The 12,702-nt window shown below is 73.3% G+C and carries 12 protein-coding genes; 2 read left to right on the top strand and 10 right to left on the bottom strand.

What is annotated here, in order from left to right:
• Positions 1 to 63: 63 nt before the first annotated feature.
• From pheT to infC, 7 genes are all read right to left on the bottom strand, one after another.
• The gene (pheT, locus tag I3F54_RS31170) at positions 64 to 2,610 is read right to left on the bottom strand and encodes a phenylalanine--tRNA ligase subunit beta (protein WP_240122286.1); all 2,547 of its coding nucleotides are present in this window, start codon (positions 2,608 to 2,610) and stop codon (positions 64 to 66) included.
• Complete coding sequence (gene pheS, locus I3F54_RS31165; RefSeq protein ID WP_240122285.1) at positions 2,610 to 3,731, bottom strand: phenylalanine--tRNA ligase subunit alpha; 1,122 nt, start codon at positions 3,729 to 3,731, stop codon at positions 2,610 to 2,612. Before pheS ends, pheT begins: the two co-directional genes overlap by 1 nt.
• A gap of 129 nt (positions 3,732 to 3,860) precedes the next feature.
• Entirely contained in the window at positions 3,861 to 4,994 is a 1,134-nt protein-coding gene (locus I3F54_RS31160) for an ATP-binding protein (RefSeq protein WP_240122284.1), read from the bottom strand.
• Positions 4,995 to 5,041: 47 nt separating this feature from the next.
• A complete protein-coding gene (locus I3F54_RS31155) occupies positions 5,042 to 5,890 on the bottom strand; it encodes an RNA methyltransferase (RefSeq protein ID WP_240122283.1) in 849 nt (282 codons plus the stop codon).
• 215 nt (positions 5,891 to 6,105) lie between these two features.
• Positions 6,106 to 6,489, bottom strand: coding sequence for a 50S ribosomal protein L20 (rplT, locus tag I3F54_RS31150; protein ID WP_003989074.1), 384 nt, complete (start codon positions 6,487 to 6,489; stop codon positions 6,106 to 6,108).
• 101 nt (positions 6,490 to 6,590) lie between these two features.
• Entirely contained in the window at positions 6,591 to 6,785 is a 195-nt protein-coding gene (gene rpmI / locus I3F54_RS31145; RefSeq protein ID WP_007829094.1) for a 50S ribosomal protein L35, read from the bottom strand.
• 109 nt (positions 6,786 to 6,894) lie between these two features.
• Positions 6,895 to 7,521 carry a translation initiation factor IF-3 gene (gene infC / locus I3F54_RS31140; RefSeq protein WP_240122288.1) on the bottom strand — a complete coding sequence of 209 codons (627 nt, stop codon included), beginning with the start codon at positions 7,519 to 7,521 and terminating at the stop codon, positions 6,895 to 6,897.
• A 371-nt stretch (positions 7,522 to 7,892) separates the two neighbouring features.
• Between infC and I3F54_RS31135 the strand changes: the two genes are divergently transcribed.
• A complete protein-coding gene (locus I3F54_RS31135; protein WP_240122282.1) occupies positions 7,893 to 8,258 on the top strand; it encodes a DUF1844 domain-containing protein in 366 nt (121 codons plus the stop codon).
• Positions 8,259 to 8,362: 104 nt separating this feature from the next.
• On the opposite strand, the gene I3F54_RS31130 is transcribed toward I3F54_RS31135, so the two are convergent.
• Complete coding sequence (locus I3F54_RS31130; protein WP_240122281.1) at positions 8,363 to 9,094, bottom strand: SseB family protein; 732 nt, start codon at positions 9,092 to 9,094, stop codon at positions 8,363 to 8,365.
• A gap of 149 nt (positions 9,095 to 9,243) precedes the next feature.
• On the opposite strand from I3F54_RS31130, the gene I3F54_RS31125 reads away from it, so the two are divergent.
• On the top strand, positions 9,244 to 10,179 hold the full coding sequence (locus I3F54_RS31125) for a serine hydrolase (RefSeq protein ID WP_240122280.1): 936 nt from the start codon (positions 9,244 to 9,246) through the stop codon (positions 10,177 to 10,179).
• Between the two features lie 258 nt (positions 10,180 to 10,437).
• On the opposite strand, the gene mycP is transcribed toward I3F54_RS31125, so the two are convergent.
• Positions 10,438 to 11,607 carry a type VII secretion-associated serine protease mycosin gene (gene mycP, locus I3F54_RS31120; RefSeq protein ID WP_240122279.1) on the bottom strand — a complete coding sequence of 390 codons (1,170 nt, stop codon included), beginning with the start codon at positions 11,605 to 11,607 and terminating at the stop codon, positions 10,438 to 10,440.
• On the bottom strand, positions 11,604 to 12,702 hold a 1,099-nt coding region (locus tag I3F54_RS31115), incomplete at its 5' end, for a hypothetical protein (RefSeq protein ID WP_275677142.1). The genes mycP and I3F54_RS31115, both read right to left, overlap by 4 nt.

The raw sequence follows: 12,702 nt of genomic DNA, 5'->3' as shown, positions 1-12,702 counted from the left end.
CCTCGATGATCTGGCTCAGAGAGCTCACCCGGACCACCTGATGATCACAACCACATACGCTCCCTAGCTGCGCAGCACCGCCCCGGTGCGCTCGCCGGCGAGGACGACGGCCGCGTCGCGGGCGGCCGATGCCTCGTCCACGGTCAGCGTGCGGTCCGCGGCCCGGAAACGGAGCGCGTACGCCAGGGACTTCCGGCCCGCGCCGAGCTGGTCCTCGTTCGCGTACACGTCGAACAGCCGGATGGACTCCAGCAGGTCGCCCGCGCCCTCGCGCAGGGCCGCCTCGACCTCCGAGGCCGGGACGGGCCTGTCGACGACGAGGGCGACGTCCTGCGTGGCGACCGGGAAGGCGGAGATCCTCGGCGCCGGCACGGTGTCCTCGCCGACCTGCTCCAGCACGTCGAGGTCGAGCTCCATCGCGCAGGTGCGGGCGGGCAGGCCCAGCGCCTTCAGCACACGCGGGTGCAGCTCGCCGGCGTGGCCCACGACCCGCTCCGCGCCGTCGACCGTGACCACCAGCTCGGCGCACCGACCAGGGTGCCACGGACCGTACTGGCCCTTGCGGACGAGCAGGTCCGCGCCGGCCTCGCGCGCCACCGTGCGTGCCGCCTCGACCGTGTCGGCCCAGTCGGCCGGACGGCCCTGACCCCACCAGCCGGCCTGCTCCCGGGCGCCCGCGAGGACGACGGCGACGTGGCGCGGCTGCTCGGGCAGCGCGGCGTCGAGTCCGGCGATCTCCTCGTCGGTGGGGCGCCGGTCCACGGGCAGCGCGGCGGCGGTGAGCCGCTGCGCGCGCGGGTGGAAGACCAGGCCCGTCTCGAACAGGGCGAGGTCGTGCGAACCACGGCCGTCGTTGCGCCGCAGGGCGCCGAGCAGGCCCGGCAGCAGCGACGTGCGCAGCGCGGGCTCCTCGTCGTTGAGCGGGTTGGTGAGCCGCACGACGCGGCGGGCCGGGTCGTCGGCCTCCAGCCCGAGCTGGTCGAAGACCTGCTCGGCGATGAACGGGTAGTTCGGCGCCTCGACGAATCCCGCCCCGGCCAGGGCGCGGCCGACGCGGCGGTGCAGCCGCTGGCGGTGGGTGAGACCGCGGCCGGAGGGCGGCTTGGGCAGCGTGGAGGGCAGGTTCTCGTAGCCTTCCAGCCGGATGACCTCCTCGGCGAGGTCGTTCGGCTCGGCGAGGTCGGGCCGCCAGGACGGGACGGTGACGATCAGCTCGTCCTGCCCGTACACGTCGCAGCCGATCTCCTGGAGGCGGCGCACCACGGTCTCACGGCCGTAGGTCACGCCCGCGACCTTGTCCGGGTGGTCGGCGGGGACGGTGAGGGTGCGCGGCCCCGACGGCGCGACGATCTCGGTGACACCGGCCTCGGCGGTGCCGCCCGCGAGCAGCACGAGCAGGTCGACCGTGCGCTGCGCCGCCGCGGCGGCCGCCGCGGGGTCGACACCGCGCTCGAAGCGTCGGGACGCCTCCGAGGACAGCCGGTGGCGGCGGGCCGTGCGCGCGACCGAGACGGCGCTGAAGTGGGCGGCCTCGACGACCACGTCGGTGGTGGCGGTCCCGGCGTCCGCGGTGCCCGCGGCCGGGTCCGCCGGGGACTGGGGGTGATCGGCGATCTCGGTGTCGGCGCCGCCCATCACACCGGCGAGGCCGATCGGGCCGCGCTCGTCGGTGATCACCAGGTCCTCGGCGTCGAGCGTGCGCGTGACACCGTCGAGGGTGGTCAGCTTCTCCCCCGGCTCGGCCCGGCGGACGCCGACGGCGCCCTGGACCCGGTTGCGGTCGTAGGCGTGCAGCGGCTGGCCGATCTCCATCATCACGTAGTTGGTGACGTCCACGGCGAGCGAGATCGGTCGCATGCCGACCTTCTGCAGCCGGCGCTGCAACCAGATCGGGGAGCGCGCCTCGGGGCTCAGGCCGGTGACGGTGCGGGCGGTGAAGCGGTCGCAGCCGGCCGGGTCGCCGACCTGGACCGGGTAGCCGAAGGCGTTCGGCGCCGGCACGTCGAGCAGGGCGGGGTCGCGCAGCGGCAGGCCGTAGGCGATGGCGGTCTCGCGGGCCACGCCGCGGATGGACAGGCAGTCGCCGCGGTTGGCGGTGACGGCGATGTCCAGGACCTCGTCGACCAGCTCCAGCAGCTCGACGGCGTCCTTGCCGATCTCGGTCTCCGGCGGGAGCACGATGATGCCGCCGGAGCCGTCGTCGCCCATGCCGAGCTCGTCGCCGGAGCAGATCATGCCGCGTGACATCCGGCCGTAGGTCTTGCGCTCGGCGATCTGGAAGTCGCCGGGGAGCACCGCGCCGGGCAGCGCCACGACGACCTTGTCGCCGACGGCGAAGTTGCGGGCACCGCAGATGATCTCCTGCGGCTCGCCGGTGCCGTTGGCCCGGCCGACGTCGACGGTGCAGAAACGGATCGGCTTCTTGAAGTCCGTCAGTTCCTCGACGGTGAGGACCCGGCCGACGGCCAGGGGGCCCTTGAGGTCGGCGCCGAGGTGCTCGACGGTCTCGACCTCCAGACCGGCCGACACCAGCTTGGCCTGGACGTCCCGGCCGGTCTCAGTCACCGGCAGGTCGACGTACTCCCGCAGCCACGAAAGCGGGACCCGCATCAGATCTCCATCCCGAACGGCCGGGTGAACCGGACGTCGCCCTCGACCATGTCTCGCATGTCATCGACGTTGTGGCGGAACATCAGCATCCGCTCGATGCCGAACCCGAAGGCGAAGCCGCTGTACTTCTCCGGGTCGACGCCGCAGGCGGTGAGCACCCGCGGGTTGACCATGCCGCAGCCGCCGAGCTCGATCCAGCCTTCGCTGGAGCAGGTGCGGCAGGGCCGGTCGGGGTTGCCGACGGACTCGCCGCGGCAGACGTAGCACACCATGTCCATCTCGGCGGACGGCTCGGTGAACGGGAAGAAGTTCGGCCGCAGCCGGGTCTTCATGCCCTCGCCGAACAGGGACTGGACCATGTGGTCCAGGGTGCCCTTCAGGTCGGCCATGGTCAGGCCCTCGTCGACGGCGAGCAGTTCCACCTGGCGGAAGACCGGGGTGTGGGTGGCGTCCAGCTCGTCGGTGCGGTAGACGCGGCCCGGGCAGATCACGTAGACCGGCAGGTCGCGCCCCAGCAGGGAGCGGATCTGCACGGGTGAGGTGTGGGTGCGCAGCACGGTGCCCGACTCGGTGCCGCCCTCGGGGCCGGCCACGAAGAAGGTGTCGTGCTCACCGCGGGCCGGGTGGTCCGGGCCGATGTTGAGGGCGTCGAAGTTGAACCACTCGGCCTCGACCTCGGGGCCCTCGGCGACCTCGTAGCCCATGGCCACGAAGATGTCCTCGATGCGCTCCGAGAGCGTGGTCAGGGGGTGGCGGGCGCCGGCCGGTACGCGGTCGTACGGCAGCGTGACATCCACGTCCTCCTCGATCAGGACCCGTGCGTCCCGCTCGGCCTCCAGTTCGGCCTGGCGGGCGGCGAACGCCTTGTTCACGGCGCCACGGGCCTGGCCGACGCGCTTGCCGGCGTCGGCCTTGGCGTGCGGGGGCAGGGCTCCGATCTCGCGGTTCGCGAGGGCCAGCGGGGAGGTACCGCCGGTGTGGGCGACCTTGGCCTCCTGGAGCGCGTCGAGGGAGTCCGCGGCGGCGAAGGCGGCGAGCGCCTCGTCCCGCATGCGCTCGATCTCTTCCGGTTTCAACGCCTCGACCTCGACAGGGTCGTACGACTTATTGGGTGCCGACATCTCTTCCCGTGCTTCCGATTGGCTGGCGGACGGTCCCCGTCACCGACTCGCAAGGGCCGCGTGCAGGACACAAAGGTGCCAAAGGCCGAGTCTAACGGGGTGGGGGTGTGCGATTGCGCCCGTGGGCCGTCAGGCGAGATACGCCGGTGCCGCCACGGGCAGGGTAAATCGGAACTGAGCGCCGCCGCCGGGGGCACGGCCGACGGTGATGGTGCCGCCGTGGGCTTCGACGATGCCCTTGACGATGTACAGCCCGAGGCCCGTGCCACCGCGCTTGCTGCCCCGCCAGAAGCGGGTGAAGACGCGGTTCATGGACTCCTCCGGGATGCCGGGCCCTTCGTCGCTCACCGTGACCGACGTGCCGGTGTCCTCCCCTTCGCGGGGGGACGCCGTGGACGTGATGTCGATGGTGACGGTTCCCTCGCCGTGCCGCACGGCATTTTCGATGAGGTTGCTGAGCACCTGGTCGATCTTGTCGGGGTCGGCCCACAGGGCGGGCAGCGGCTGTTCGATGCGCAGCAGGAACCGGTCGGCGGGCTGCCCGGCGGCGACGTACGCCTGGATGTGCCGGCCGACGGCGGCGCCCATGTCGACGGGCTGGCGGCGGACCTCCAGCCGTCCGGAGTCGATCCGGGAGATGTCCAGCAGTTCGGCGATGAGCCGGGTGACCCGGTCGGCGTCGGCGTCGACGGTCTCCAGCATCAGCCGCTTCTGGTCGTCGGTGAAGCGTTCCCATTTGGCCAGCAGGGTGGCGGTGAAGCCCTTCACCGAGGTCAGCGGCGAGCGCAGCTCGTGGGCGACGGTCGCGATCAGCTCGGCGTGCGAGCGCTCGGTGCGGCGCCGGGCCTCGGTGTCCCGGAGGCAGACGACGACGCGGGTCACGGGCCCGGAGGGCTCGGTGCGGACGTAGCGGGCGGAGACGAGGACCTCGCGTCCACCGGGCATCAGCAGGTTGCGCTCGGGCTGGCGCACCCGGATGGCGAGGCCGCCGTAGGGGTCCGTCAGCTGCCACCAGCGCCGCCCCTCCAGGTCCTCCAGGGGCAGGGCCCTGTCCAGCGGCTGCCCGAGAGCCCGGGCGGCGGGCACGGCGGTGATGCGTTCGGCCGCGGTGTTGAAGCAGACGACGCGACCGTGCTCGTCGGCGACGACGACGCCGTCGGGCAGGTCGTCGGGGTCGCAGGGGCGGGCGGCGGGCTCACCGGCCCGGGGCACGGGTGCGGGCGCCGCCTTCGGTGCTCCTGCGCTGCTCGTGCCGACACTCATCCCCGTTCCCCACCTCTCCGACGGAGGGCCCCGAGCGGGTCACCCTACTAGCTCTCGGTGACCGTACGGCACCCTCCCGTGGCCCGCTGCGCACGGGCGGACGCATACAGACATACGGCCGCGGCGGTGGCCAGGTTCAGGCTCTCGGCCCTGCCGTGGATCGGCACGCGCACGACGGCGTCAGCCAGCGCGCGGGTCTCCTCCGGGAGCCCCCAGGCCTCGTTGCCGAAGACCCAGGCGGTGGGCCCGCCCATCGTCCGCCGGTCCAGTTCGTCGTCCAGGTCCCGGTCCCCCGCCCCGTCGGCCGCCAGGATCCGCACCCCGGCGTCCTTGAGACCGGCCACGGCGTGCTCGACGGGCACCCCGACGGCGACCGGCAGGTGGAACAGCGACCCGACGGAGGCGCGCACCGCCTTGGGGTTGTACAGGTCGACGGAGGCGTCGGTGAGGACGACGGCCTCGGCGCCGGCGGCGTCGGCGCAGCGCAGGACGGTGCCGGCGTTCCCGGGGTCACGGACGTGGGCGAGGACGGCGACGAGGCGGGGCCGTGCGGCGAGGATCTCCTCGAAGGGGGTGTCCAGGAAGCGGCAGACCCCGACCAGCCCCTGCGGGGTCACGGTGGTGGAGACGTCCTCGATGACGTGCTCGGAGGCGAGGTGGATGCGGGCGCCCGCGGTCCGCGCCTCGGCGACGATGTCGGCATGGCGCTCGGCGGCGCCGACGGTGACGAACAGTTCGGTCAGGGTGTCGGCGTGCCCGGCCGCCTCCCGCACGGCCTGGGGTCCCTCCGCGAGGAACAGCCGCTCCTTGCCCCGGAAGTTCCGCTTGGCCAGCCGCCGGGCGGCCGAGACGCGAGGGGAGCGGGGGGAGATCGTCTCGGGGCTCGCGGGGTGCATCCTTTTCACCATTCGTCGAGGTCGGCAACTTCTGTGCGCTGCTGCGGCGGTCGCCCGCGCCGCGGGCCGCAGGCGGTGCCGGGCCGCAGCCGCCGCGGCTGCGGCGGGGCCCACGCCGCGGACGTGGTCCGCGGGTACGCGCTGTGAACATGCGACGGACCCGCAGGCACAACCCGCGGGTCCGTCGGTCGCGCCGGCTCCGGGCCGGCGCAGCGTCACGCAGCCTTCGGCGCGTTCACGTCGCTCGGGAGCGCCTTCTGCGCCACCTCGACCAGCGCGGCGAACGCACCGGCGTCGTTGACCGCCAGCTCGGCCAGGATCTTGCGGTCGACCTCGACGTTCGCGGCCTTCAGACCCTGGATGAAGCGGTTGTAGGTCATGCCGTTGGCGCGGGCGGCGGCGTTGATGCGCTGGATCCACAGCTGGCGGAAGTCGCCCTTGCGCTTCTTGCGGTCGTTGTAGTTGTAGACCAGCGAGTGGGTGACCTGCTCCTTGGCCTTGCGGTACAGGCGCGAGCGCTGACCGCGGTAGCCGGAGGCCTGCTCGAGGATCGCCCGGCGCTTCTTGTGGGCGTTGACTGCCCGCTTGACGCGTGCCACTTGTTTGACTCCTTGTAGCGGGGCCGCGGTGGGACCGGTGCGGCCCGGAAACGATTGGGTCCCGGTCGGTGATCAGGGGCGGGGGTGAGCCGCTCCCGACGTCACTTGCCGAGAAGCTTCTTGATCTTCTTGGCGTCGCCCGGGGCCATCTCGGCGTTGCCGGTGAGGCGACGCGTCAGACGGGACGACTTGTGCTCGAGCAGGTGGCGCTTGCCGGCGCGCTCGCGGAGCACCTTGCCGGAGCCGGTGACCTTGAAGCGCTTGCTGGCACCGCTGTGCGACTTGTTCTTCGGCATAGCGCCGTTCTCTCCTCGTCAGTGGCGCTCCGGTGCCCGGTCACGAGAACCGGGCACGGTGGAGCGTCTCTCTTGTATCGGTTACATCCTGGGACTCGCGTCCCGAGGATCACGCCTCGGCGGACGCCTCAGCCTCGGCAGGGTTCTGCGAGCGACCGGGGTTGGCCTTCGCGGACGCCTTGCGGGCCTCCTGCGCCTGGCGGGCCTCGGCCATCGCCTCGGTCTTCTTCTTGTGCGGACCGAGAACCATGATCATGTTCCGGCCGTCCTGCTTCGGGTTCGACTCGACGAAACCGAGGTCCTGGACGTCCTCCGCGAGCCGCTGGAGCAGTCGGTAGCCCAGCTCGGGCCGGGACTGCTCGCGACCACGGAACATGATCGTGATCTTGACCTTGTCGCCCTGCTTGAGGAACCGGACGACGTGACCCTTCTTGGTGTCGTAGTCGTGCGGGTCGATCTTCGGCCGGAGCTTCATCTCCTTGATGACCGTGTGCGCTTGGTTCTTGCGCGCCTCACGGGCCTTCATGGCCGACTCGTACTTGAACTTCCCGTAGTCCATGAGCTTGCACACGGGCGGACGGGCGTTCGCCGCGACCTCGACGAGGTCGAGGTCGTACTCCTGGGCAAGCTCCAGTGCCTTCGCGAGCGGCACGATGCCGACCTGCTCGCCACTGGGACCGACAAGTCGCACCTCGGGAACGCGAATCCGGTCGTTGATGCGGGGCTCGGCGCTGATGGATCCTCCTCGGTAGCACCACGCGGCGGCCTGGCGGACAGCCGCGTACGTCTGTGTTCGTTTAGACCGAACCGCGCCGAAGCACAAAAATGCCCCGGACGATCACAGGCGGGGCTCCAATGACTTCCGGAGCACCGCCGCGGTGACCGCGGGGCGCTATCGGGCGACTCCATCGTCCGTACGGAACGATGGTGGCCGCCTGACCGGTGACCCGCCGCCCGGGGGACGGTCGGGTGGGAGATCGGAGCCTCCACTTGTGGGCCGTACGCTCCGCTCTGTCGTCGGGTGGCGTTCGGCCGGTCGTCACACAAGGCTAGCAGCTCGCCGGGGGTGGTGCGAACCGCCGTACGCCGGGGCCTATCGTGTGAGGCATGAGTGACACCCCTGCCGAGTCCCCCGAGGCTCCCGACTTCGACGCCATGGCCCGCGACATCGCGGAGGTCCCGGCCGTCGAGGTGATCGTGACGGTCGCCGTCAACCTGATGAGCGCCGCCGCCGTGAAACTCGGTCTGACCGAGGAGGGCGACAAGCACAAGGACCTGGACGAGGCCCGCAAGCTGGTGCACGCCCTCGCCGGTCTGCTCGACGCGAGCGCGACCGAGATCAGCTCCTTCCACGCGGCACCGCTGCGCGACGGCCTGAAGTCGCTCCAGCTGGCCTTCCGCGAGGCGTCGATCGTCCCGGACGAGACGGGCCAGGGACCGGGCGAGAAGTACACCGGCCCCGTCTTCGGCTAGGGAACGCTCCGACGGCCGGTGAGCGCACCGGCCGGCTGCGGGGCCGGGCCGTTTCCCCGGCCGGCGCGCGGCCGGGTCCTCCGCGAAGCCGTCGGATCATCCGCTCATCCGCGTACGTACAGGGGCTCGCCCGGAGGTGTCGTCCCGGCCGGCAGCAGCGCCAGGTCGAGGCCGCGCACCAGGCGGGCCCTCAGCGTCTCGTCGGCGGCGAGCCGCTCGGCGACCGCCCGTGCGACGTCGGCGGGCGCGGCGGACGGCTCGACGACCAGGGCGAGGGTGCCGTCGGCGCCGCCCGGGCCGAGATGGGCGCGCAGTACCCGCGGCTCGGCGGCGACCGCGGCGCGCACGGCGTCGAGCACCGCCGGGTCGGCGAGCGGGTCGGTCGTCGTACGGCCCTCGGCGAGCGCCAGCAGGGCGGGGCCGGTCAGTTCGAACGGGACCGGACCGGCCATGTCGAGGACGACCGTGTCCGCCTTCTCGTGGGCCGCCGCCTGCAGGGCCTGGTGCAGGGGCACGGCCACCGGGCGCGCGGCCGGGTCCCAGCGCGCCAGCGCGTCGGTGGAGGTGAACGCGGGCAGCGCGGTGCGATCGCCGGCCTTCAGGGTCGGGACGGCCATGTCGGAGGTCTTCTCGCGACGCAGCCCGTTCTCGTCCTCCTCCACCTCGCCGAGCACGGCCACGACGGGGACGAGCAGCCGGGTGCCCCTGAGCGCCGCCAGGACCGGCCCGACGGCCGTCCGGTCCTCCGCCCACTCGGTGAGCGCCGCGCTCAGCGCCGGGTCGGCGGAGCCGTCGTCGTCGGAGAAGCCGGGGTCTGGAATGTTCTTCTTCGCCACGGTCATGACCCTATCGGGGGGATCCTGCTGGCCTTGTGCGGGGCCGGAAACACGGGCGTGACCGCGCTCACGGCTTTCCCAGCGATTGCTCACACAGTTCTCACGTCCGCCTGACGGCGGGCACAGGCGGCGCACCGAACATCGCGGGCATGACATCCCGCCACGTCCGCCATCATGTCCTCAGCGCGCTCGCCCTGCTCGTCGTCACGACGGCCACGGCGGCAACGGTGTACGCGCAGGAGCAGGAGCAGGAGCGGGCCGGGGCGCGGAGCCCGGTGTCGGCGGCGCCGCGCGCGACGGCACCGCCCGGTGGGGAGGTTGCCGTGGAACCGTCCGTGGAACCAGGGCCCCGGCCGGCGGCCGTGGACCGGCAGGCGCTGCTCGCCCACGCGCTCGCCTCGATCGACGCGCCGGAGGGGGCGCGGGTGTCGGTGGCGGTGCTGGACGTCGTCTCCGGTGAGAGCACCGGGTACGGGGACGCCGCCTTCGACACCGCCAGCATCGTCAAGGTCGACATCCTCGCGGCGCTGCTGCTCCGGGCACAGGACGAGGGACGCCGGCTCACCGCGGCGGAGCAGCAGTACGCCACCGCGATGATCGAGAACAGCGACAACGACTCCGCGTCCGCGCTGTGGCAGGCCATCGGGCAGGCGGAGGGGCTGGACGCCGCGAACGAGCGGCTGGGGCTGGTCGGCACCGAGGGGGGCGACGGGATGCTGTGGGGTCTGACCCGGACCACGGCGGCGGACCAGCTGACGCTGCTCACCCGTGTGTTCGGCGAGGACTCCCCGCTGAGCGCCGCCTCGCGGGCCTGTGTTCAGGGGCTGATGGAACGGATAGCCGACGGCCAGCAGTGGGGGGTGTCGGCCGCGGCGGACGGCTCGGCGTGGGCGCTGAAGAACGGATGGCTGCCGCGCAGCACGACCGGCCTGTGGGACGTGAACAGCATCGGGCGGGTGTCGGCGGACGGCAACGCGTATCTGGTGGCCGTGCTCTCGGACGGCAACGCCACGCAGGCGGCGGGGATCGAGCTGGTCGAAGCGGCGGCGAAGGCGGCGGTGGGGGTGTTCGCCGACGCGGCCTAGCTAGGAGCGTCCTGACGATCTTGAAAACGCGCCCGCCTCGCAGCAGATTGCCCCGATCGACATTTATCAGCGAACCAGGGTGACCCGGGCACCCCAAGCAAGATTTTCAGCAGTCTCCACCAGCCGGTGCAGCGACGGGCAACGGTGGCCCGGCCGGCGGCGCCGGCGCGGATCCGCTGCCCGGCGGGGCAAGGGCGCGCCCCCGGTGCCGGCACCGGAGCGGTTCGGTTCACCGGCTCGCGACCGCCCGGCGCGGAACTAGAGGGTCGTCCTGCGGCCCCGCCACAGCACCACGGCCGCGACGAGCAGGACGCCCCCGGCGCCGCCGGCCAGCGGGCCCGCCCAGCCCGCCGTGCTGCTGCCGGGCGCGGCCGGGTCGGGGCCGCTGCCGAAGTACGTCCCGCCGTAGGCCGCGGGGGCCGGGTTCCCGGGTTTCAGACGGGCCGCCGCCTCGATCGCCGCAGCCGGGTCGACGAAGCCGAAACCGCGGGAGTCGTCACGTCCCCCGGCAGGGGCGTCGCGGGCGGTGTCCTCCAGGAGCTTCTTGATCTGAGCGGGGGTCAGGCCGGGGTGGGCGGCCTTGACGAGGGCGACGGCGCCGGAGACGAACGCGGAGGCTGCGGAGGTGCCCCAGCCCTCGTAGTACTTGTGGTCGGGGTTGGCGATGACGACGTCGACACCGGGCGCGCTGACCGTGGCGTACCAGCGGCGGGTGGAGAACGAGGCCCGGGTGCCGTACTTGTCGACGGCGGTCGCGGCGATGACGCCGGGGTAGGCGGCCGGATAGGAGATGTGGTCGCCCTTCTCGCCGCCGTTGCCGGCGGAGGCGACGACGACGGCGCCCTTCTTCAGGGCGTACTGGACGGCCTCGTCCTCCGCCGGTTCGGGGTGGGCGGAGGCGGAGTCGTCGCCCAGCGAGAGGTTGATGACGTCGGCACCGTGGTCGGCGGCCCAGCGGATGCCCTCGGCAAGGGCGTTGCCCCGGGTCTTGCGGGCCTGGGCGCGGGCGGGGTCGCCGTCCTCGAGGATGACGCGGACCGGGAGGATCCTGGCCTCGGGCGCGATGCCCATGACGCCGTCGGCGCCGCCGGGGCCGTGGCCGTGGCCGGCGATGATGCTCGCCATCGCGGTGCCGTGCCGGGCCCAGGCGCGGTCGCCCTCGGAGGCGCCGAAGCCGACGAGGTCGGTACCGGTGAGGACGTTGCCGGCGAGGTCGGGGTGGTCGGCCTCGACGCCGGTGTCCAGGACGGCGACGGTGATGCCCGCGCCTTTGGTGGTCCGCCAGGCTTCCTGGGCGTGCAGGGCGTCCAGGCCCCACTGCTGGCCGCGTATGCCGTCGGCGTGCGCGGGGGCGGCGGGGGCGAAGGCGACCGCGGTCGCCAGGAGGCAGCCGACCAGGCCGGCCCGGCGCATCGCGCGGCGGCTCATGACGGCTTCTCCGTGGGCGAGTTGACGGTCTCGCGCAGGCTGCGTTCGATGCGGTTGGCCAGGCCCTGAGCCTCGTTGCCGAGACCGGCCTGGCCCGGGGCCGTGGTGGCGCCGGGCTCGGTGGCCTTCTCCGCGGGCTGCGGGGCGTCGACGGTGCGGCCGTCGGCCCAGCCGGAGACGGCGTACACGACGACGGGTGCGTCGGTGAGGACCGAGACCTTCCAGGAGGCGCGCTGCCGGTCGCCGAATCCGGCGGCGGCGGTGCCCTTCGCGGCGTACGGGCGGGGCATCAGGTCGGTACGGCCGGCCAGGCCCTCCTTGTCGAAGCGGGTCCGCAGGGTGCGCATGGCGGTGGCGTCGGCGGTGGTGAACAGCAGGCCGACGGTGGTGACGTGACTGCGGGTGGCGTCGGCGTAGGTGGCGCGCAGCAGGCGGTCGCAGCCGACCGGGGCGAGGGCCTTGGCCAGCAGGGGGTCGAAGGCGCCGGTGCAGCCGGTGTCCGGGGCGACGGCGATCCGCGTCCAGGTGCGGTCGGCGCCGCCGGGCCCGGCGCCCCGGCCCTGGACGGTGGGCGGGAAGAGGTCGTCGACGGGGACGCTGTGCCACAGGTCGGCCGCCGCGCTGAAGGTGCCGTCCTCGCCCGGGTCCCCGGAGTCGCCGGTCAGCCAGCTTCCCGTCACGGCTCCGCCGATCAGCCCGAGTCCGAGGACCAGGCAGATCGCGGCGGCCGCGCGTCGGCGCAGTCGTGGGGCGCGGCGCGGCTCCTCGAACCGCTCGGGCTCGCCGAAGGACACCGTGGGCCGGGTCGGGCCGGGGGCGTTCCACGACAGCGCCGGATCGGGGCGCCCGGCGGGGCCGGGCGGTGCGACGGGGCCCGGCGGGCTCCACTGCCCGGCGGATTCGGGCCGCGTCCCGTGTCCCGGACCGGTGTCGGTGCGGGTCGGTGGCGTGCGGCGGGTACCGCCGGCGGGGGCCGGGGGTTGGGGGGGCGCGTCGGCCCCGCGCGACGGCACCGGTGCGCCGGCGGTCCCCGCGACGGAGCGCAGCCGGGTGGTGGTGTCGTAGGGCACGTCGGCGGGTGCGGCCGGGCCGCCC

The organism is Streptomyces sp. MUM 2J (assembly GCF_022414535.1).
GTDB lineage: Bacteria > Actinomycetota > Actinomycetes > Streptomycetales > Streptomycetaceae > Streptomyces.
Note: the sequence above shows the minus strand (reverse complement) of the source record. Positions and strands in the feature narration are given on the sequence as shown.

Excerpts from the sequence above, each read along its gene's own strand:
- pheT (WP_240122286.1), bottom strand. The coding sequence starts at position 2,610 with ATGCGGGTCCCGCTTTCGTGGCTGCGGGAGTACGTCGACCTGCCGGTG.
- pheS (WP_240122285.1), bottom strand. The coding sequence starts at position 3,731 with ATGTCGGCACCCAATAAGTCGTACGACCCTGTCGAGGTCGAGGCGTTG.
- I3F54_RS31160 (WP_240122284.1), bottom strand. The coding sequence starts at position 4,994 with ATGAGTGTCGGCACGAGCAGCGCAGGAGCACCGAAGGCGGCGCCCGCA.
- I3F54_RS31155 (WP_240122283.1), bottom strand. The coding sequence starts at position 5,890 with ATGCACCCCGCGAGCCCCGAGACGATCTCCCCCCGCTCCCCTCGCGTC.
- rpmI (WP_007829094.1), bottom strand. The coding sequence starts at position 6,785 with ATGCCGAAGAACAAGTCGCACAGCGGTGCCAGCAAGCGCTTCAAGGTC.
- I3F54_RS31135 (WP_240122282.1), top strand. The coding sequence starts at position 7,893 with ATGAGTGACACCCCTGCCGAGTCCCCCGAGGCTCCCGACTTCGACGCC.
- I3F54_RS31125 (WP_240122280.1), top strand. The coding sequence starts at position 9,244 with ATGACATCCCGCCACGTCCGCCATCATGTCCTCAGCGCGCTCGCCCTG.
- mycP (WP_240122279.1), bottom strand. The coding sequence starts at position 11,607 with ATGAGCCGCCGCGCGATGCGCCGGGCCGGCCTGGTCGGCTGCCTCCTG.